This is a genomic window from Pedobacter kyungheensis (assembly GCF_000812965.1).
Lineage (GTDB): Bacteria > Bacteroidota > Bacteroidia > Sphingobacteriales > Sphingobacteriaceae > Pedobacter > Pedobacter kyungheensis.
In genome coordinates this window covers 184,593-206,555 of the sequence record NZ_JSYN01000006.1, presented here as the reverse complement: position 1 = coordinate 206,555, position 21,963 = coordinate 184,593, and the positions used below count along the sequence as shown (strand labels likewise).

Annotated in this window: 11 protein-coding genes; 7 read left to right on the top strand and 4 right to left on the bottom strand. The window is 41.3% G+C overall.

The features are described from left to right. Positions 1–182: 182 nt before the first annotated feature. Entirely contained in the window at positions 183–1,820 is a 1,638-nt protein-coding gene (locus OC25_RS07735) for a sulfatase family protein (RefSeq protein WP_052266041.1), read from the bottom strand. Beyond that, positions 1,810–3,813 carry a glucosidase family protein gene (locus OC25_RS07730; RefSeq protein ID WP_039473769.1) on the bottom strand — a complete coding sequence of 668 codons (2,004 nt, stop codon included), beginning with the start codon at positions 3,811–3,813 and terminating at the stop codon, positions 1,810–1,812. Before OC25_RS07730 ends, OC25_RS07735 begins: the two co-directional genes overlap by 11 nt. A 677-nt stretch (positions 3,814–4,490) precedes the next feature. On the opposite strand from OC25_RS07730, the gene OC25_RS07725 reads away from it, so the two are divergent. Continuing rightward, positions 4,491–5,786 carry a hypothetical protein gene (locus OC25_RS07725; RefSeq protein ID WP_039473765.1) on the top strand — a complete coding sequence of 432 codons (1,296 nt, stop codon included), beginning with the start codon at positions 4,491–4,493 and terminating at the stop codon, positions 5,784–5,786. A 393-nt stretch (positions 5,787–6,179) separates the two neighbouring features. Further along, positions 6,180–7,784, top strand: a complete 1,605-nt coding sequence (locus OC25_RS07720) for a discoidin domain-containing protein (protein WP_039473762.1) — start codon at positions 6,180–6,182, stop codon at positions 7,782–7,784. 90 nt (positions 7,785–7,874) lie between these two features. Here the strand turns inward: OC25_RS07720 and OC25_RS07715 are convergent, their stop codons facing one another. Next, positions 7,875–9,188, bottom strand: a complete 1,314-nt coding sequence (locus OC25_RS07715; RefSeq protein WP_039473974.1) for a DUF6055 domain-containing protein — start codon at positions 9,186–9,188, stop codon at positions 7,875–7,877. An 11-nt stretch (positions 9,189–9,199) separates the two neighbouring features. Beyond that, the gene (locus OC25_RS07710) at positions 9,200–11,392 is read right to left on the bottom strand and encodes an alpha-galactosidase (RefSeq protein WP_039473760.1); all 2,193 of its coding nucleotides are present in this window, start codon (positions 11,390–11,392) and stop codon (positions 9,200–9,202) included. 1,028 nt (positions 11,393–12,420) lie between these two features. Here OC25_RS07710 and OC25_RS07700 point away from each other — a divergent pair. The 5 genes from OC25_RS07700 to OC25_RS07680 all read left to right on the top strand — a co-directional run bounded on the left by OC25_RS07700 (position 12,421) and on the right by OC25_RS07680 (position 21,957). Continuing rightward, complete coding sequence (locus OC25_RS07700; protein WP_082018542.1) at positions 12,421–15,393, top strand: SusC/RagA family TonB-linked outer membrane protein; 2,973 nt, start codon at positions 12,421–12,423, stop codon at positions 15,391–15,393. Positions 15,394–15,582: 189 nt separating this feature from the next. After that, the gene (locus tag OC25_RS07695) at positions 15,583–17,031 is read left to right on the top strand and encodes a RagB/SusD family nutrient uptake outer membrane protein (RefSeq protein ID WP_052266038.1); all 1,449 of its coding nucleotides are present in this window, start codon (positions 15,583–15,585) and stop codon (positions 17,029–17,031) included. Positions 17,032–17,043: 12 nt separating this feature from the next. Then, entirely contained in the window at positions 17,044–17,712 is a 669-nt protein-coding gene (locus OC25_RS07690; RefSeq protein ID WP_039473754.1) for a fasciclin domain-containing protein, read from the top strand. A 4-nt stretch (positions 17,713–17,716) separates the two neighbouring features. Then, positions 17,717–18,748: a DUF5007 domain-containing protein gene (locus OC25_RS07685; protein ID WP_052266037.1), complete on the top strand. Its 1,032-nt coding sequence runs from the start codon at positions 17,717–17,719 to the stop codon at positions 18,746–18,748. 35 nt (positions 18,749–18,783) lie between these two features. Continuing rightward, positions 18,784–21,957, top strand: coding sequence for a SusC/RagA family TonB-linked outer membrane protein (locus OC25_RS07680; RefSeq protein WP_167335376.1), 3,174 nt, complete (start codon positions 18,784–18,786; stop codon positions 21,955–21,957). Positions 21,958–21,963: the final 6 nt, after the last annotated feature.

The following is a 21,963-nucleotide window of genomic DNA, read 5'->3' as shown; positions in this document are numbered from 1 at the left end:
AGGCGGGTAAAAAACTGAATAAACTTTGCTTAAAGTTAATGATGTTTAAATAATTAGGCATAAAAAAGGCCGGGAATATTTCTATTTCCGGCTTTAATTTTTGTCTACGGAGCGAGGGTTACGTGTGTTGCATTCCGGTGGTCTCCAAAGGGGAGGCTTCACAAAATGAAGCATTCGTTACATTACTTATTTCGGGATTTTAAGGCATTTGGGAGTTTCGAAATGTCCTGAAAGTCAGTTTTATTCACCCAGCCTTTACCTAATGTTGGGTCTTTGGCCATATAGCGTTCGTAGAAATTTACACTTTTGGTATCTGAATACCGGTAATGGTCGAAAATATCCCCCTCACCCAATACCCTGGGGTCATGCTGCTCGGTAAGTTTCGCCAGCATTTTTGTTCTTAACCTTTTGATTGTTGCCAGATATTTGGATTGATGAATCAGGTTGTTCATGCATTGCGGATCCCTGGCTATGTCGTATAATTCTTCATCTGGTCTTTTTCCGAAATTCCATAACCAGTATTTGAACCTGTCGTCAGTAGCATAAACATTATTCAGGCACAGCGTTTTTGTTGGGCTGCCATCAGTGTTCAGATAACCGGTAATCGGGTCGCCTGAAGGCCAGCGGTCTGGTTTAAAGTTTTTCAGAAATAACATGTGTTCTTCGAAAATACCTCTAATCGGATAACCTTCATCGTTTGGACGGCCTACATCGTGCCGCTCTTTACCAACCAGCACAAAATTGCGGTCTTTTGCTATTATGCCAGATTGGTCTGAAGAAAAGATATCAACCAAACTTTTACCTGTAATGGCTGCCATTGGGTTTTTATCTTTCCTGACATCTGCCAGCTGTAAAAAGGTGGGTGCAAAATCTATAAAACTGATATAATCATCAATCTTTCTGCCGGGGTGTTTAATTCCATCGGCCCACATCATGGCTAATGGCAGGTGATTGGAATACTCGTATTCTTGACCTTTGACTCTTGGGAATGGCATGCCATTGTCGGAGGTTACCACAATAAGGGTATTGCTAAGCTGCCCGTTTTCTTCAAGTTGTTTGAGCATTTTGCCCAACTGTTTGTCAAAATACTCGATTTCAAATGCGTAATCAAGCAAGTCCGTTCTAACTGAATCTGCTTTAGGCCAGAACGGATAAATGTCTGTATCCGGAACATCGGATAATTTTTTACCACCTTTGTTGAGCCCCGATCCGTATTCATAACTGCGGTGGGGTTCTAATCCGCCATACCAGAAAAAGAATGGTTTTCCCTTTGTTGATTTAAGGAATTCGGTAAAATTAGCCGCATAGTCTACATTGCTGATTTGCGGTGTTGGTGGTACGGTAGTAATTTTGTTGAAAGCATTCACCAGCATCTGGCGGGGCGATCCATCTGTATTTTTGGCTACAACCGGACTTACCCCTTTTCCGGTAAATCCTACCTGATAGCCGTTTTCGGCAAGCACTTCGGCAAATGAGCGAAACTTAGCCGGAAAATAGGACCAGTGATTTGCTGCCTCCTCAAGCTGCCAGGAATTTCTACCGGTAACGATACATGAGCGGGAAGGTGCACATTTGGCATTTGGGGTATAGGCGTTTTTAAACAACAACCCGTTTTTGGCAATCCGGTCAAAGTTGGGCGTTTTTACCCAGCTGCAGCCGTACGCTCCCAAATGCTGGTAGGTAACATCATCCATGATGGCAAACAGAATATTGGGGCGCTTTTGCTCCGCTTTTTCGCGTTTTTGTTTAAATGCGTAAAATGCAAAAATTGCCAATATACCCATTATCAAAATCCATTTTTGTTTCCTTTTATTTTTCATGTGTATCGGATAAGTTGATGGTTAATGCTTCTTTGCCGTTCCAGGTGCGGTTTATGGTTTTTCCATTCTGTAATTTAATGTCGATTTGAAATGCTTTTCCATTCCTTCTAATCACTATATCGAATACGCGATCAAAAGCACAGATATTTTTGAGTTCCATAAAAGCCCATTTAGCTGGCATTGCCGGTTTAATAGCAAAGCGCTGAAGCCCGGTTGGGGTAATTCCGAATAGCCCTTCGGTAATGGTTCTGCAGTAGAGCGCGCTCTCGGCCGAGAGATGCCTTTGCCCACCCTCAGGCCATGCTTCAACGGGGTAGGGCACGTGTTCGCCTAAAAGTCTTGTAGCACTGTAATAGTCAAAATAGTGCATATACTTGTCTTGTTGTCCGGAGGTAAACATTCCCCTGAACGCGTATAACGTGGCGCGATCCCAAAAGGTCTTATCTCCCGATTCAGTTAATATTCCATTATAGGTCCAGAGTTTATCCGAAAACAGTGCCTTTATAGTTTGTTCTTCCCTTTCGTTAATGCCAAAAACCAGTGGCAGGCAAATCCAGGCCCTTAGCTTTTCATTGGCATCATAATAACGGTAGGTTTCAAAACCTTCAACCTTAGCACCAAAATATTCATTTATCGCTTTTCTTAGTTTTTTTGCCTTTTCCCGGTAATATGTAGCCAGTGAATTGTTTCCTAAAGCCTGCATCAGGTCGGCTGATGAAAGATAAGCTGCATAGGCAATGGTGTTGGTTGCCAGATTAATCTTTCCTGCCGGAAACCGGCCTTCGAGCTCATCTGCATCTGAACGGATTACCCCTTGTGGGCTATACTTGCGGTCGAGGTACTCCAGGCACCATTTAACAAGGCTGGAAAGCTCTTTTGCTTCATCTTGTTTTCCCTTGGCCAGTGCAAAACGGGAGGCACCGTACGCAATCATGGCCATGTCGCCACGATCTCCGGCGCCATTCCAATAACTGGTACCTTCAGCCACGATCGAACTCGGTATAGGTTTGTATTCAGGATTCATATATTTTGCAAACATCCTGAAGCTGTTTATTGCCGATTCATTACCGTTGATGTCGCCCAGAAATGGGAAAAATGGATTGGCGTATTCAGCCTGATCATTAGCCCATATAGCAGCATAGTAGCTACCTCCGCCAGGGCCATGCATCAATCCATTTTTAGTATCGTAGATACTTTCTGCTGCCCTGATTTTAGAAAAGGCGAAAAGGCTGTTGATTGTATCATTGGGTGTGACCAGTTGTAGGGAATGCTGCAGACCCTTTAAATAAGCCATGCGTTTTTCCTGCTCGAAATCTGCATGGAAGTTATAGGGCTGGTCAGTGATTTTGCGGCCGTAAAATGCTATCTGATATTGAAATGATGCACCTGGGGCAACGAGCTGTCCGGTAATTGGGCTTGCAGATGCAGCCACAAGGTAGGTGCCATAAACCCCCTTGGCAGAGTCGGTACGATATTCCGGGAAATGGTTTTCAATTGATAATTTAACAGCGGAGTTGCTATTATTTTTAAATTCAATCTTTTCGATAATGGCTGCTTTATCGGTTGAAGGGAAAATAGTTCTGATGATCTTGAGCGGGCCATCAGTTCTGCTTTCGATGCTAAGCGTTCCATTGAGGGTAAATCGTTCAGGATATTCGTGCATCTGTTTACCATCGGCACTAATCTGGAGTAAAGAATTGTCGTTGTACTCCCTGATCAGACTTCCATGGGTATTATTGGGGATGGTTCTGAGCATTGGAAAAACAAGCTTTCTATTCAATAGGAGCATACCATTGTTATCCGTGCCGTAAGTAATGATACCTGATACCTGTAAGCCGCTCATCTCAATATGATCCTGGTGGGTATCTTTATTTTTAACCTGCCAGTAAATAGCATTTTCCTTTTTTTTGAGTTCCCATCTTTTGCTATTCTGGGCTTTGGCTACGCCAGATATTGTCAAAATGGATAAGAGTAGGATTATTTTATTTTTCATTTGTTTGGGTTGCTGCGTAGGGAAGTTGATTGTGATTTTTTGTTATGGATTGCAAAACCGGGATCTGTTATGCTGATGAATTTTTAGGCATTTGTGGATTTGCGTATTTGCGCTGTTATTTTCGGATTTGAAGTAGTAAGCATATTGGATATACCTGTTTTTTCATGTTTCTGTTCCATATACATTGCGCTAATTTTTTGTGTAAAAAGTTGATTAGTATCGTTTATTTCTTTAGAAATTAAGATAAAGATAGGTCTATCCGGCACTAAAATAGCATTTGATCGTATCCAAATGTATCGCAGAAAAATGTATAGTTAAATATTTGTTTATCAGATTTTTATTTTTGTTGTTACTTGTTTTTGGATGATTGACTCAGTTGTGTGCAAAGTGATTATTGTGTTTTTTGAAAGTTTTAGCACCAGTAAGATCAGCTAGCTGAGGCTCTTTTAACTTTATCTATGCCTATGTATCACATGAAACCTCGGGATCTCGTAATAAACCTGAGAATTTTAATGGCAGAAGTTTTGGCTATACTAAACATCTGGAGTTTTAGTCCTGATATTAACCATATTTTTTTATGTTTGTAAACAGATGTTTAGTATGTGTAAATTGCTTTTGCAGGCATACAAGCAGCTATTTTGTTAATCATCGCCCAGTAAAAACAGAAGTATAACCAAATGGATTCCAACGCTTCCCTAGTCAATAATCAATCTGCTTTCGAGGCGCTGGATCTATGCTGCCAGAAAATAATCGAAAAAATGGGCGACAAGCCTATTGAGGACTGGAGGCTATCTGATTACAATGCTTTGAGCAGCAAGCTGGGTAGCCAGACAAAAGTTTACCTGAGTATCAATACATTAAAACGCTTGTTTGGGCAGTTGAAAACCCCGCAACGTTATTTTCCCCAGAAAGCTACGCGTGATGCGCTGGCACAGTTTATCGGATATCGTGACTGGCATGAATTTGAGCTGGTAAACGCTGTTGGAAAAGGAACTGTCACTGAAACGGTCACAATTCCTGAACCACAGCTTCCCCTTAAGAAGAAAAAGGCCAATGGCAGAGTAATGGCGCTAATCCTTTCTTTAATTGTTGTTTCGGTTGCAATCTCAATTTATTTCCTGTTTTGGAAAAATAATGGTCTTGATGCTCAAAGGGCAGAATTGGTATGTGAAAATCCTTTTGGAAGCGTACCGCACACGGCAGTATTTAAACTCAAATCAACTGGCGATTCAGATCGCCAATACCACATAGATTTCATGGATGAGGCTACTACTGCGGAGATAAGTGGCCGCAAAGAAGTGGCTAAATTCTTCCGAAACCCTGGTGTGGTTTATGCTACGTTGTTAGCCGGCAACAAGCCCATCGATACGGTTGCGGTTTACATGCAAACAAAAGGCTGGGTTGCAAATTCAGGAAACGACACTTCCACGGCCTTTCCAATTGCAGGGCTTAAGCCTTTAAATCCTAAAAATATTTCTGTTTCAAAAAAGCAGTTGGATTCTGCCGGCCTGGCAACCAATAAGCCATTTTTAGTAGGCTACAGCAACATTAAGCCTTCAGGTATCAGTGGTGATAATTTTTCGTTCAAATGCCGTGTTTTTGCCGAACAGAGCCGGCCAGGAACACAATGTGTGGAAACAACAATCATTATCCTTGGAGAAAAGCACAGGCACCTTTTAACACTCAACAGGCAAAACTGTGTTGCTTTTTCAGAGTATAAGTTTTCAGAAAAACGGGTGATTGGGTCCGAACAATTCCTGGGCGCATTGGCATTCGACCCCGTAAATGGCGGCGATATTGAAATCCGCGTGGTAAATAAACATGTTTCACTGATACTAAATCAGAAAAAGGTGCTGGAAGTCAGCTACAACAAGACGATTGGTAAGGTGATGGGGATCAAAATTTTATTCAGCGGGATAGGTAAAGCTGTATCGCCTATACTTCAGGATTTATCAACCAGGGAGATTTTTTAACGGTAACGGCATTTATGCCAAACCGAATTGCTGATAAAGCTTACTAATTTGTATGATTTCTCGTCCATTTTGATTTTGTTATATCTATAACTATCTGTCAATTAGTTTTTTAGGTGTTCTTTATTTTGTTGCATGATTTGGACTTAAGAATTGTGACTAATTGTCTACACGCTACATAACTTAGATGTTAAAGTTCCCTGGGTAACCGAAAGTTATGCAGGGCAACAACCTAACCAACAATATGTTCTGGCCGGAATAAATTGATTTTATTTAAAACCAACTCTACATGAAAAGATCCAAAACACTTTTGTACGCTTAAGTTCAGCTATGATGTTTTTGGTATCCTTTTAAGTGATTTGAAACAAACATGCAACCTTAACCAAATTTCCAATTATGAAAAAAACAACTATTTTATTAATGGCCGGCTTTTTATTGATGTTTGGCTGTAAAAAAAACAAAATTGCAGAAGATTTAAATACCAGTACGCTAAAGAGCACAAAAAAAGCCTCAATTGCGCAAAACCTTAGCTTCAGCAGCGACAGGACTTATAATCTGAATGTTGTCTATTTTATTCCTAATGATCTGGATACCCTGGCTGGCTACCAAACCAATTTAAGCGATATAATGCTTTATGCCCAACAGTGGTTTAAAGATGAAATGACACGAAATGGTTATACCAACAAAACTTTTGGCTTGTACAAAGATGGTGCTAATGTGCGCATCTCTGTAGTTCGCGGAGCTCAACCATCAAGCTATTATGGTCGGAATGGCGGCCTGATGGCGACAGAAATTAATACTTATTTTGCGGCTAACCCCACCGAAAACAGCAGTACCCATACTTTAGTACTAACTCCTCCTTATGGTTATAACCCGGATGGTTCGCTTATCGAAGGTCCTTACGGAGGCTCAGGCCATTGGTGTTATGCCATTTACTATGATGGTATGCACCTGAACCACAAAGGCGCTGCAGGTACCGAAGGAGACCGCTGGACTTTATACGTAGGTGGTATGATACATGAATTGGGCCATGCTTTTAATTTGCCACATGATAAACAAAAAGTATCAGAAACAAATACCATAGGGAAAGCATTGATGTACCTGGGCAATTATACCTTGGGTAAAACACCAACAATTTTAACGGCAGCCGATGCCGCTATTATGGACCGTGCAAGTGTTTTCAATACAGATGCAGGATCCTATTACGGTGCAGTGACCAATTCGATAAGTAGGATTTGGGCAAATTATGATGCACTTACGGGCGCTATGGTTGTTTCTGGTAAATTTAGTGCCAGTAATCCGGTTACCGCTGTTGCCTATTATAACGATCCTAATGTGAACAATGAAGGGGTTGGAACCAATAAAGATTATAATGCGATTACCTGGAAATCAGGTATAATCGGCACTGACAGCTTTTACGTATCTATGCCAATCAACGAGTTGGAGTACAAAACCAGTGCAACCCCTTATGAGATGAAACTGAAGTTTGTACATGCTAATGGTTCGCGGACAGATTTCCTATATACCTATAACTTTAATGCAAGTAATGTACCTGTTTTAGACTTTGGTTATAAGACAAATTATCTGAGCAGAACTGGCTGGACAATTGCCTCTTCTAGTGCTACCCAGTCTGGCAATCCGGCAACAGCTGTGTTAGATGGAAATACAACAACTTTCTGGCATTCGCGCTGGTCTACCAATCCGGTTTCATATCCACATAACCTGGTTATTGATATGGGGGCAGTTAAGGCTGTTAACGGTATTGCCTGGAAGCACCGCGAAGGTTCTACCAGAAGGGCTGTAAAAACTGTTGAGATTCTGGGCAGTACCGACGGTGTAAATTTTACCAGCTACGGTACCTTTACGCTTAGTAATAGCAATGATGGAATGAACTATATTAATTTAGGGGGCACCAAAAATATCCGCTATTTTAAAGCAAATATGATTAATGCCTGGGATGGTACCCAATTTGCTGCTATCGCCGAGCTTTACGCCTATTAAATTCTACCTGTGAAAAACAACCTGGCCGATACCATTTTCGGTTCGGTCAGGTTTATTGTTTTGAAGAGAAGATTTTAAAAACAGATTGATTTATTTTTCGATATCCGTTCCTTCAAGTTTAAACTGATAAGGCCATTGATCATAATGTTTAGCCCTTTTTTCAAGTGTAAGATGCTGTTTGGGTGCGCCAGTTATAACCAGCCAGAGATATTTGGTGTTTTTGGGCAAGGTAAACGAAGGAGCTTTGCTGTTCTCATCGAATACTTTTCCATAACTACGTTTTCCTGTTGTGCTACAGGCCATAAAACCATATTTCCAACCTGCTATTTCCGGATGGACATTGTAAAACCCAGGCATGCCTGCAACTCCCTTAAATTGTAAACTTATTTTGCTGCCGGTATCTGGTACTTTAAGTCTAATGGCGTTGTATCCGTAGTTTTCCGGACAATTTTCTGCGTCAACCTGATACCAGCCATCAGTCATCGAAGTCAGTTTGGTATGGTGTTGATTTGCATAAGGACTGGCAATTTCTTTTATCCTTTTAAGATCCCAGCTCACAAAGTGCCTTGCAGCATCAAAAGTTTCTGCAGTAAACTGATCTTGCGAAATTTTTGTGATTCGCTTGTAAGTCTGCACAGGGTCTTCATCTTTTTGTACCGCCCTCAATAGTTTGCCGTAAAAGTCTTTACCGTGTTTTTCTGCCCAATACTCAAGTAAAAATGGTGAATGGTATTGGTTTTCAGGATGTAAAAACGCCAGGTGGGTATGGTTGATAAAACCTTTGAGGTGAAAGTTTTCAAAAGTTAACCAATCGGGGTATACCTGCCATAGCAGATATTGGGCACCCATTTCGTTAATTGGTCCGTCAAAACAAGTATTGTTATTGTCGCATTTTGCCATAAACTGAAAAACGTGCCCCAATTCATGGGCCAGTACGCCATAAGGTTCTTTATTAATACGTACAGCCGGCGACCATAAAATGCCAACTTTTTCTTCCTCACCCCAACCATAGGCTGTGGTGCCAGTACCACCATTAATAAAAAACAAAATCTTATACCGGTCGCTAATCGATTGACCTTTCTTCAAAACTTTCAGTTCATTGACGTAATAATTGTAATATCGTTCAAGTTCTGGTAACATTCTGGCAATATTAAATCTTTTCTCAGGATTGCTGTTTACCATTGGATCATTACCATATTCCTTTGCCCAGTAAATAACAAAATTTTCAGATTGGATACTCCTTTTATTACTGTACTCGCTGTTGTTATTATTAAAATCATTGTTGTCAGGTACTGTAGAGATTTTTTTGGGTAAATATACCTCCTTGTGAGTGTCAGCTAATAGCTTACCTGTGCTTACCGTTATCGCCAACATAATTAAGGCGCAACATAATTTGATTCTCATGGCTTTATTCATTAATTTTTTATAGCAGTAGCTAATAATACCACACTTGTTCTGTTACTGTTTACTTCCGGGTTAAAACCAACTTTCATTAAGAAATCGCCCGAATATACTTTCTCCTTATTTATAGGCGATCTGGTGTTGGGGTAGAGGTTAATTTCTTCGATTTTATATTTTTTTGCCGGGTCTAATCCTTTGAGTTTGATGGGCAAAATAACGCCATTGGTAAACAGGGTTGCCACGTAATAATTAAAAATTACGGCCTGGTTTTGGGCTTCATCCACATAAGCAATGGAAGCGATTTTGTTTTCGTAAGGATCCTGCAGGCGGTATTGCTGCCCGTGCCAAACAATATCTTTAAAACTGTTGTAGGTTTGCACCGCATTTTGGCTAAACAACAGATCGTTTTTGCTGAGTTCATTTACACGAACATCGTAACCCAGTTTACCCATCATGGCCACATCGGTTTTAAATTTAATGGGCTGCTTACCCATGTCGGTAATGTGGTTGTCGACAGCGATAGATGGAAAATAATACGAATATTCCCACTGGATAAAAATACGGTCGTAAGGGTTGGTGTTATCGCTGGGCCAAAATTCGGTAAAGTATTTCAGTGCAGCATAATCTACCCTCGATCCGCCTCCTGCGCAAAGCATCATAGGGGTTTTAGGGTATTTTTTTCTGATCCGCTCCAGTACATTGTTTAACCCGTTGATATACTCCAGGTAAAAATGGTCCTGATTTTTTAACGTTGGCGAATGCGCATTGTAGATTAGCGAATTGCAATCCCACTTAATAAAAGCAAGCTCAGGCACTTCTTTAAAAAGATTTTCAACCGTCTGGTACACAAAATCCTGTACTTTCGGATTGCTTAAATCGAGCACCAGCTGGTTGCGCATGTAATATTCTTTGCGCTCTGGCTGCCTGATTACCCAATCGGGATGCTTTTCGTAAAGTTCGCTCTTGGGGTTAACCATTTCGGGCTCAATCCAGATACCGAATTTTACGCCACTGGCTGTAGCCTCTTTACCCAAAGTACTGATGCCGTTTTTGAGCTTTTGCCGGTTGTACTGCCAGTCGCCCAGGCCCGATGTAGAGCCATTGCGCGGATATTTGTTGCCAAACCAGCCATCATCAAGTAGGAAAACATCAACGCCCAGTTTTTTGGTGTCTTTAGTCAGTTCGTTTAATTTCTCATCATTGAAATCGAAATAAGTGGTTTCCCAGTTATTTAAAATGGTAGCGCGCTCGCCTTTGCCATCGGCTAGCTGGTAATTGCGCGCCCAGTTTTGCAGGTTGCGGCTCGCTTCGCCTTTTCCGTTAGAGGAGTAAGTATAAACAAAGCGCGGGGTAACGAAATTTTCACCGGCTTTAAGGGTATAGTTTGATGAGAAGTTGTTGATACCGGCAGTAACGCGAACATAATACTCGTCGAAAGTTTCATATTCTAGTTTAAAATTGCCCGTCCATTCCAGCGATCCGGCAATTACTTCGCCCAGGTCTTCTGTCGCGGGCTGATCGATAGAGAGCATAAAGGAAGAGGAGTGGAGCAGGTTGGTGCGGGTACCGAGTTTCGAATCGATGGTTTTAATGCCGTGCAAAAGTTGTTGCTCTTCCGAACGCATTTCGCGTGTAGCACCACTGTAATGGCTTTTTAAGAAGAATTTTTTACCGCTTAAGGTGAGGTTGGCCGAAGCATATTTATTGAGCACTACACTACCTTTCTCGTTGTGTGTAATTTCTGCCCATTGCTCAATTACATTTTCGTTGTAATAAGCCAGGTATTTAAGGATAACCCTGAAATTGTATTTCGGGTCTTTAAGTATCACACTGGTGAGTTTGCGGTTTTGATCGAGCTGTTCTGTTTTTACTTCGCTAAAGGCCAGTACGGTCGATTTATTGCCATCGGCATGGGTTACGCTCAAAGCAGGTTCCAGTAAATTAACTGAGCCGGAGGCAATGTAGGCTTCACGCTTGTTTAAAAGGTCGTCTGATCCGGGCTTGTACTTATCTAACTGCTGAATGCCGGGGTATTCTTCACTATTGGTGAGTTTTTTACCCAGATAAGTCGATAATAAGGATTGCTCCTGATCGGTTGCTAAAATGAGTACATTGTTTTTGGTCGCAATTTCGATTGCTTTCTGGGCATAGCCCTTTAAACTGATAGCAAATAGTATTGCCGGTATAATTAAATATTTCCTGGTCATTAAAATTTATAAGCGGTTAAAGTTTGAATGTTGTTTCTGCAAAAATATTCTTAAGTAAGCTGGAAAGAAGCCAAAGCGGGATACAAAATCTGAACAGTATTCTGTATGGCTAAAGTGCTGATGAAGAATGGCTTGTTTTTTAATAAATATAGATTATGGATAGCGATCCCTGCCATACAGTAAAAAATGATTGCAGTAAAGCAGCTGGTTTTACGTCTTTTGGCATATAAGTAAATGATAATGATCATCGCAACAATGAGAGGCATTTTTGTTCATGATGCATACGGGAAAAATTATATTATAACCCTGGTTCCTGAATAAACCGCTTTACAATTAAAAGAAAGATTGTCTATACCGCCAAAATTTCTTCAGTCGGTTGTTTTGAGCCTTGGTTGCAGTCGCTTTTATCCAAAAGTACGATTGGTTTAGCGTAATAAACTACATCCATTTATATTATCTGCTTGTTTTTAATGGTTTGTATCAGAGGTTTTTACGTGTACATTAATTTGATATGAGCTTTGTATGGCTAAATTTTAGCATCTGCTTTATTATAGTCCTAATATTGAGAAACCAAATTTTAAACTAACCCAGGTTTCGTAATTGTTTTGAGTATTACAGACCATGTGTGTTTGCAGACTGCCTTTTAAACGGACGTCCATTAGCATACGAGGTCGTTTTGCAAAATATCGCCATAAGCGCTGGTATTCTGCAGCTGCATATTGTTTAGTATTAGTTAATATATTTTAATTATTGTAAACAATTTGCGTCGGTATAACGAACGAAAAGTATTAAACCGGGTTAACAGAACAAAATAACCAAATTTCAAACCAATAAACATATGACCAAAATTTACTTTCAAAGATTAAACCCCTTAGTTCATTATCGCAGACCGGATTTGACGAATAATAGCCAGTTTATATAAACTATTGGATTGCCAGGCTGTTAGCAACAATTTTCGTTAGAAAATCCTCAACGCCAGGAGATCACCAGCCACACAATTAAATTTTTTTAATATTAACTCTTTTAAAATGGTTAAAGTTTCTACAAGCGTTATATATGTCTTGTTCTTATCTGTTTTTGGAATTAAAGCTGCTTCAGCCAACTTAGTAAATAAGCATTTACTTGTTGAAAGTCGCCTTTTTCAGCAACAAGATACTATTAAAAAGGTCAGTAAACCCGATACGATCGGAGAGATGATGAAGACCCTGGTCAGATTCAACAAATTGAGAGATACTCTGGATATTTTCAGATCGAAAAATGTACCTAACCTTTCACTTCAGCAAATGGTAAAAGGAAACCTGGCAGGGGTATACGTGCAGGAAACCTCGGGTGAGCCCGGATCGGAGCAAAGCATGATCGTACAAGGGCCGTCAGGGCTTATATTTGCTAAAAAGGATATGTATAGTCTGCAACCGGCTGTATATTTAAACGGCGTACCGTTAGCACAGGATCATCCTTTTGCGTATGATGTGCAGAAATATGACTACACCCGTATCGGACCTGCCAATAATCTCCTATCGCAGATTAATATCGATAATGTAAGTTCAGTCGTAGTGATCAAAGATCCCTTTGAGCTTGCGAAGCTAGGCCCAAATGCGGCCAATGGAGCGATATACATCACTACAAAAAATGCGAAGAGCGGCTCGAGGGAAATTAGCTTAAATTCATACTATGGGTATGCACTTCAACCCGGGGTGTCGCCAACGAATGGCGCTTTTGAAAATAACTTCAGAAAGCCTTTCTATCAAAAATATGCCACTACGGCTAATTATAATACCTACGCCAGCTATCTGAGAGATTCAACGAATCTTGATTACTTTGGGAAGTCTAACTGGGATGACCGCTATTACCAGACATCACCCAGCTATACCGTTAATTTAGGCATAACCGGTGGTTCTGAACGCGCAAATTTCAGGTTCTATGGCTCTGCAACTCAGGATGCCGGTAATGCCGATAAAACTGGCCTGAGCCGTTACAATTTATCTTTTGGCCTGAACATGGCACCATTCAAGTGGCTTACCGTGTCGAGTTCGATCAATGCAATCAGATTGGACAGGGATCGTAACCGTAGTCTCCGGGATCGCTTCGCCGAGACGCAATATATCCCCGATACTTCAAATCCCCTGTCGCCAAATATTGATAATTACAGTTCCTATTTAGCAATAGTAGATGGTGCGACTGATTTAAACCGTACCACAGGAATTAATGGAAATTTTATCCTCAGCGCTAAATTTAAGCGGCTTACCCTGACCACTTCCCTGTTGGGTGATTACACAGAAGGAATCAGAGATGTCTTTTTGCCATCGACTTTACTGGCAGGTATTAGCTATGTATCTAACTATTTTGGATATAATCAGCGGTTGATTCTGGATAACCGCGCAAGTTATGAGTTTGATTTGGGAAGTAAATTTCATAAACTAAAAGCTGATTTGGGTCAATCCTTTCAGTCTGATACCTACAAATACAATTACACACGGGGCTATAACGGGCCTAATGATTTTATTAAGATTATACAGGTTAATGGAAACGCAAATTCCGGTTTTGATTACCTGAATGCGTATGGAGATTTTTATGTTTTCAGGTTTTTGGATAAACAGCGCAGCCGGTTGTTTTCCTTTTATGCAAGCGGATCTTATAAATATAAAAACTTAATCAGCGTTGATGCGATTTTGCGCCGGGATGGATCATCTAACGGCCAGCCTGATAGCCGCTGGTTATTTGCTCCATCTTTCAGTGCATCCTGGAGCCTGAAACATCAGTTCCTCGGTTCAAGTGATTTTATAGATGCGCTTGATTTGAGTGCCGGGTGGGGAAGAACAATGCGTCCTTTTATGGATGACCGTTTTGCCGCTGGCCCGCAGTATACTACGGTTAATGGCTGGACAGATGAGCCCACATTGCCTGGATATGGCTCATTTATCGGAGTGGCTCGTCCATATACATCAGGTTATGTAGGCTATAATATACCATTACCGGTTTCTGACAGAACGAATATTACCCTTTCTTCAAGCATGCTGAAGGGAAGGTTAACTGCTGCTGTAACTGTATACAACCGAGATGATAAGCGTCAGGTAATCAATCTTCCGGTGGCCCAGGAGCTTGGCTATACAACAGAATACAAATCCGGACTGGATGTCAACAACCAGGGTGTAGAGTTTTTGGTAACTGCCGTACCGGTTCAAAGTAAGGCCGGTTTAGGCTGGCAAACAGGTTTAAATTTGAGTTATAACCAGAATAGGGTTAATGCACTACCGAATGGCTTGCAGGAGTTGATCTACCAAAACAATAAATTACAGGTTGGTGCATCTGCGGGGTCTTATTGGTTATACACCAATCAGGGCATTTACGCAAGCGATGCTGAGATTCCTGTAAATCCGCAAACAGGTCAGAAAATGACTTTTAACGGAATTGCCCTGAAAGCAGGAGACCCCAGATGGGAAGATGTGAATCAGGATTTTCGTATAGACCAGAACGATAAAACACTCGTAGGAGATAGGTTACCCAAAATTATCGGAGGCTGGAGTAATACGCTCAGTTATAAAAGATTTGACCTTAACTTTAATATTTTTTTCGCCCTGGGTCAAAAGGCCATTAACCAGTATGACGCAGCCCGCTATGATTTTATCAACAGGGAGTCGGCAAATAATATCACTTCCGTTCGTGAAATTACAGCGTGGCAGTCTTTTGATGCAGCCAGGCAATATCCAATATACAACCCATTTAGCTCAGTAGTGCCTTACCGTGAAGATCAGGATCTCTTTCTGGAAAACGCATCCTATGCGAAGTTAAGATCGGTAACCCTCGGTTACGACTTTACAGCCATGCTTAAAAACAAAGCGAAGATAAAACGGGCGTACTTATATGTTAGTGGCACGAATCTGCTGACAGTAACCAGCTTTTCAGGGGTAGACCCAGAGCTTGTTAACTACAATGGAATGTATGATGGGGCCAATATAACCATACCCAAAACATTCGTATTAGGCTTTAAACTTGATTTATAATCCACATTGAGCATGACATTTAATTTTAGATATAACAGGATACGCTGCATCAGCGTCATTATCCTTACGCTGGCCGTGGTCTTATTTTGCGGTTCATGCAAAAAAATAGATGAGACGCAGTCTACAAGACTGCAGAAGGAAACGGACTCATGGAAAACGATTGATGATGCGAAGGCCAATTTAATAGGCATGTATGCATTAATGAGAAATGCATTGGCAGCTGATAATGGCCACTGGCTAATGGGCGACTTGCGGAATGGAGATTTTCTTTCAACCAACAGAGCAGATTTGCAAGCTATTATTGAAGGCCGTTTAAATGCATCTTACCCGGTAATAAACAGCATTACAAACTGGAGAAGATTTTACGCTGTTGTTAATGCTACCACGATATTTATCGAGCGTTCACCTCAAATTGTAAAATCAGATAACAGGTACACTCAGGCCAATAACAATGTAGATATTGCACAGGCCAGGGCGCTAAGGGCCTTTGCCTACTTTTACATGGTTCGCATCTGGGGAGATGTACCATTATTGACCACAACGCACGATGGCGATTTTATTAAGGCACCACGCACTTCAAAAGAGCGGGTATTATCCTTCTGTAAAACCGAATTATTGGCAGCAGCCCAGGTATTGCCTTTTAGATATGGCGGTACAGATGTAATTCTGCCCGGGGCCTACTACGGTTTGACAACAGGTACTGATCCCAATTGGTATGGTACCTTGATGACAAGGATTTCGGTGTATTCCCTATTGGCCCATGTTACTGCATGGCAACAAAATTATCTTGAAACTGATATTTATACCAAGTTTGTGTTAGATAACTACACTCAGCTGGTTGAGCCCGGTGTAACCGATTATAACTGCAGGTACCTTACTATTAATGAGCTTACGCTAAATGTACGTACAAACGAAACGCAGCAGGTTAATCCGTTTGCTTATAAACGTGCAACACAGCTTTTAGGATTTGCTTTTGAGTACGGCTACGGTTATTCTTCAGCAAATGGGCATATCGAGCAGCTTACCCTGGCCTCGCCGTTTGTACCTAAAGTACTGCCCGAAATTTTTGTTCCAAAAGACAGCATTAGAAAGATTTTTACTAATCCTGCCGATTTGAGGTTTAGCATTGATCCCCAGACAGGGCTTTACCGCGAAAACTATTTCACTCAGTACGGTACTCAGCGCCCAATGTTCAGCAAAATTAAGATTATTGAGGCGGTAGCTAATACCAGCGATTATGCCGTATTCTCATCTGCTGTTTTATTTACCCGTCTCGAAGAGATTACGCTGCTCAGAGCCGAAGCCCTGGCGGTAATGGGGCAGAAAGAAGGTGCGGTACTGGCGCTAAATAAAGCTGCAGCACTAAGGGGCTATATTCCATATCCGGATGGATCGACCAAAGATCTGATCAATGAAATTTTTGCTGAAAGAAGAAGAGAGCTAATGGGCGAAGGCTGGCGATGGTATGATCTGATCAGATATAATAGAATCAAGCGGACCAGCGGAACATTTATCACTAAGAATGGACAGCCATTAACATTTGCCCAGGCAGAAAGTGCAGGCGCTATTTACTGGCCGGTTTCACAGGATGTGATTAATGCCAACCCTGCCATCACACAAAATAACTTCTGGAAATAAGCGATCTAAACGATGAAATCAATCATAAAAATAAAAACGATGCTAATACTGGCTATAGCTTGCCTGGTATTGCCATCCTGTAAAAAAGACTCTCCTTATCGTGATTACCAAAACGAGGTACAAGAATTTAACGGTAATGTGCTTCGGTATCTGGAAACGCAACCAGCCACATTCAGCTCCTTATTAAAGGTTCTGGACAGGAGCCCTGATTTAAAAGAACTGCTCAATAGCGGCAAGGTTACCTTGTTTGCTCCTACTAACGAGAATTTTGCTGCAGCGCTTTATGAATTGAACCAGATCAGGACCGAGCAAAACAAACCTCAGATAACATTAGAGAATGCCGATCAGGTGGAGTTGGAAACCATGTTGGATAAGTACATTATCGCCGGGATGAATACCACTGATTACTATAAGTCTTTCCTGGATGGTAGTTATGTCCGTACCGCTAAATTCAATTATCAGATGCACATTCAATATCAAAAGCAAAATGCATCAGGCTTTCAGGGAGGAGGACCGGTTACCATAACTTTCTCAGATCCTAAGAACCTTACGGTCAAAACCAACTGGCAGAGAAGCTTAACCAACGCGGTAAATATCAGAACCAGTAATGGGATCATTAATATTTTAAGTCCTACCCACATTTTCGGTTTTGGTGATTTTACGATCAAATTAAATAAATAATAACATGAGATCAGTTATAAATAAAATAAAGCCGTTTTATGGGCTACTGCTTCTGGTGGTAGTGGCAGCCGGCTGCAGAAAAAATTTACCCGACGATTCACTTTCTTTAAGCAAGGACACGCAGTTTACCCAAACCCTTTACCAACCTGTTTTAGGTAGAAACAACTTGTTTAGTGGAAATTTTAATCCTGGAACTTCATCCTTACCTGTCGACTTCAAAATTGTGAATATGAGAAGATTTAACGGGGAGGCAGCACCAGAACTGAATGATTATTTCCCGGTAAAAATCTGGAAAAAGGCTTATGATGGCACTGAAAAATCACTGGCTGAGATAGAAGGTAAAAGAGGGGTAGAGAACCATAAACTTTTTGAGATTCGTGAGCATTCAGGTCAGTTTTTAATGTGGGATGCTGCTAAGTCTGATTTTGTCAAATCACAACCAGATTCAGGCTATGTATTCGATGTGGAAATGTCTAATTCTGGTGGGAAACGTTATTTCCGTAAAATGCGTTTAAGGCCATTTAGAGAAAGGCCATACGAGCCTTCAAACTTCGATCCGGTTACAGGGCAGGAGGTGCGGACATCGGTCAATCCTTCGGTAGTGAGTAACATCAGAGGTGAGCGCACAAACAGGTTTTTAGGTTCATCAGATATTCAGGTCTTATTTAACAAGGTTACCGGCGGGCCCGGCAATACGATATCATTCAAATTTGTTGATACGCTTTTCCGCACTATTGACCCTAATAAGTTCGCAACCACGCAATGGGAAAATGTGGTGCACGGTTTCAATATGGTTAAAACGGCCGAAAAAGTAACCTATCAGGTTGCCTATCCAATTCCATTAAATGATTACCCAACAAAGTATACTACCAGCTCAGGAGCTCAGGCTAGCTCAATGTTCCGGTTTGAGCGCATAGGATTTGGAAATACCCTGCAAAAATCAATTCTGGGATTAAATTATAATATCTATGAAAAGGGCGACTGGGAAATCATATTCTGGTTCAAAACAGAGAAACCAAGATTTGCTAACGACTAATGGAGACAGTATTTAAAATCAAGCAAAATATAACTATGATAAGATATATCACTGCAGTCATGATGATATTTGCCTGTTTGCTCGGCAAAGTACAGGCGCAGGAAAAAATTGCGGTAACAGGAAAGGTTGTAGATGCCAGTTCTGTTAAAAAAGAAACAGTGCCAGGGGTAACTATCCTGCTTGTAGCCACCAACCAGGTTATCGGGCAAACAGATAACGACGGAAATTTCAGGGTGACGGTTGCTCCGAACGCCGAATTGAAATTTAGCTATGTAGGAATGGCTCCGGTAACGGTTAAGGTGAACAGCAGACGTAATTTTACTGTCAGCCTGGAGCCATTGAATAGTAACACTTTAAAAACAGTCGAAGTGGTTTCGGCAGGTTACGTAACCAAAACCAGGACACTGTCTACAGGTTCAATTGTTAAAATTTCAGGTGCGGATATCCAGGGGCAGCCTGCCGGCGATGCTATTTCCTTGTTGCAGGGAAAGGTTGCAGGTTTAAATATACAAAACAGCACCGGTGCACCAGGTTTCAGGGGATCTGTGCAGGTACGTGGTTTATCAAACATCAATGTTAGCGGATCGGGCAACAACGCCTATTTAACTCCTACTTCACCTTTATATGTGATAGATGGTGTACCGGTAGATGACAATGCTACATTTTCTTATGGCTTTCAGCAAGCCGGACCTGGTACTTCACCGGCATCACAAATCCCGGCAGAAGATATAGAAGAAATCCAGCTGCTTAAAGATGCAGCTGCTACTGCGCTTTACGGTTCAAGGGGTGCATATGGCGTAATTCTGATTACGACCAAACGCGGTAACTCTAAAGTGCCGGTGGTAAGGTATCAGGGCTCAGCCTTTTTAAGTACTGTGCCACAGCTCAGATCGGTAATTGGCGGAATAGAAGAGCGTAATGTAAGGCTAAAGCAGATTATGCAGTATGATTCTACTTATTATCACGCACTGGGCACCATTAATGCCGTAGATTTTCTATCTGATAGTTTAAACGCCTATTATAATAACTCTACAAACTGGCAGTCATATTTCTACAGGCCTACCTATAACCAGAACCATAACCTTTCCATTTCGGGTGGTGATGTGGCCTTTAACTATAAAGTAGCTTTAGGTTTATATGATGAGGACGGTGTACAACGCAATACAGGCTATTCCAGGTATATTTTAAATACCACAATGACGTACAACCCCAGCCGTAAGTTTAAAATTTTGGGGCAGTTAAATAATTCGGTACAACAACAGCAAACCGGAAGCGGTAATGGTATTTTTAATACCGGGGTTGCCAGTGGGGGGAGCGCTTCATCATTACTACCCCCACCATCCCTGTATTCTGCTGTAAACCAGGTGCAAGGGGCCACCGAAAGTGATAATGACAATAAAACATTAAACACCTTTGCCGTGGTACAGCTCGATTATGAAATTTTAAAGAATTTTAAAGCAAGTACGGTAGTCAATTATACCAATATTACCGGCACCAGAGATAATTTTGTGCCAGCAGCTATCAACGGCGGATTTGCTAATTTTTATTCTTATAACGACCGCTCTACCAAACTATATAACAGGAGCAGCCTGAGCTATGTTTTTACGATAAACGATAAGGCAAATGAGCCGGCACATAATTTTAGTGTCTTTGCATTTACCGAGATTAACAGCTCAAATTTCAAGGCAGATGCGATTTTAAATGACCGTACCGTAAATGGCTACATCCGTGGCCCGGTTACCCATAACCCGGCATATAACCAAACGCTTGGAGGTACATTAGATAATTTCAGCGATTTCCGCTCTGTTGGCTTTGCCGGACAGTTCTCTTATAACTACAAGCAAAAGTATGTATTGGATGTTAACTATCGTGTGGATGGAACTTCAACCAATGGCCCTTTGGCTGGTTATGTGAAAAACCCTTCCGTTTCGGTAAAATGGAATTTTGACAAGGAAAACTTCTTACAGGGTAACCACTGGTTGGATTATGGGGATATCCGTTTGAGTTATGGCAGTAACATCACGCCAAACGGAAGTATCTACGATGTTTACGGAAGATATTTTGGTGGTGGTGCCTATAACAATATCCAATCGGTAGTTATTGATCAGAACCGTTTACCAAACCTGAGCTTACAACCAACCAGAAATACAACTTTAAACGCAGGGCTCGACTTTAGTATTTTTAAGAATAAACTTAACGTAAGTTTCGATACTTATTACAAACAGGTAGATAACATCTTCCGCGACAAGGGAATTGCCAATATTAACTCTTTTGCGAATGTAACCACCGTAGAAACCAGTAATGTAAATTATGGATGGGAATTTCAGGTTAACTCAAGACCATTGAACCCAAATAGTCCATTCAAACTTAATGTTTATGCCAACCTGGCGATTAACAGGGAAGTTTTGGCTGCATTGCCTGACGGCGCGAGACAACTTATTGCACTTGACCCCGACTTTAATCAGGATATCTATTACCGGCTGGGCATCAATTCATTATCGAATTTTCTGTATAATACCAAAGGTGTTTACAAAACAACCGATGATGTGCCAATTGACCCTATGACAGGTAAACGGTACCGCACAGGTGGCACTAATGTGCAGAACTATTTCCGGGCCGGCGACCCAATCTACACGGATCTGAATGGCGATTATATACTCGATCAAAATGACAGGGTGGTGGCTGGCAACTCGCAACCTCAGATTACCGGGGGTATCGGCGCGATGTTGAACTACAAGAACTGGAGTATCGAGGTAAATGGTTCGTTCACATTGATCAGGGATGTATTAAATAACGCCCTTGCTGCACAGTTCAGGAATTTTAATAATCCAACCAGGCTCGGTAATCTGGTACCCTTATCTGCTTACAGCTACTGGAATGGTGTGGGTACAAGCGGGGTTTATCCGAATCCTTTCGATTATACCAGGGCTGGTATAGTGGATCCTTTCCGTTATGGTCAGACCTTGTTTCAGGAAGATGGTACTTACTTTAAGCTCAATTCGGTGAAATTATACTATACCCTGAATAAAAGTTTTTCGAGCAAGTTCGGGATCAACCGCGCCAATGTATATGTCACTGCACAAAACCTGGGTTTCATTACCAATTACTCAGGGCCAAATCCCGAGGCGGTAACGGCCCTCGGACGTGACAGTTCAGGCGGTTATCCATTAAGTAAACAATTTGTGTTAGGTCTCAATTTAGAATTTTAACCGGAG

Excerpts from the sequence above, each read along its gene's own strand:
- OC25_RS07735 (WP_052266041.1), bottom strand. The coding sequence starts at position 1,820 with ATGAAAAATAAAAGGAAACAAAAATGGATTTTGATAATGGGTATATTG.
- OC25_RS07730 (WP_039473769.1), bottom strand. The coding sequence starts at position 3,813 with ATGAAAAATAAAATAATCCTACTCTTATCCATTTTGACAATATCTGGC.
- OC25_RS07725 (WP_039473765.1), top strand. The coding sequence starts at position 4,491 with ATGGATTCCAACGCTTCCCTAGTCAATAATCAATCTGCTTTCGAGGCG.
- OC25_RS07720 (WP_039473762.1), top strand. The coding sequence starts at position 6,180 with ATGAAAAAAACAACTATTTTATTAATGGCCGGCTTTTTATTGATGTTT.
- OC25_RS07715 (WP_039473974.1), bottom strand. The coding sequence starts at position 9,188 with ATGAGAATCAAATTATGTTGCGCCTTAATTATGTTGGCGATAACGGTA.
- OC25_RS07710 (WP_039473760.1), bottom strand. The coding sequence starts at position 11,392 with ATGACCAGGAAATATTTAATTATACCGGCAATACTATTTGCTATCAGT.
- OC25_RS07700 (WP_082018542.1), top strand. The coding sequence starts at position 12,421 with ATGGTTAAAGTTTCTACAAGCGTTATATATGTCTTGTTCTTATCTGTT.
- OC25_RS07695 (WP_052266038.1), top strand. The coding sequence starts at position 15,583 with ATGTATGCATTAATGAGAAATGCATTGGCAGCTGATAATGGCCACTGG.
- OC25_RS07690 (WP_039473754.1), top strand. The coding sequence starts at position 17,044 with ATGAAATCAATCATAAAAATAAAAACGATGCTAATACTGGCTATAGCT.
- OC25_RS07685 (WP_052266037.1), top strand. The coding sequence starts at position 17,717 with ATGAGATCAGTTATAAATAAAATAAAGCCGTTTTATGGGCTACTGCTT.
- OC25_RS07680 (WP_167335376.1), top strand. The coding sequence starts at position 18,784 with ATGATAAGATATATCACTGCAGTCATGATGATATTTGCCTGTTTGCTC.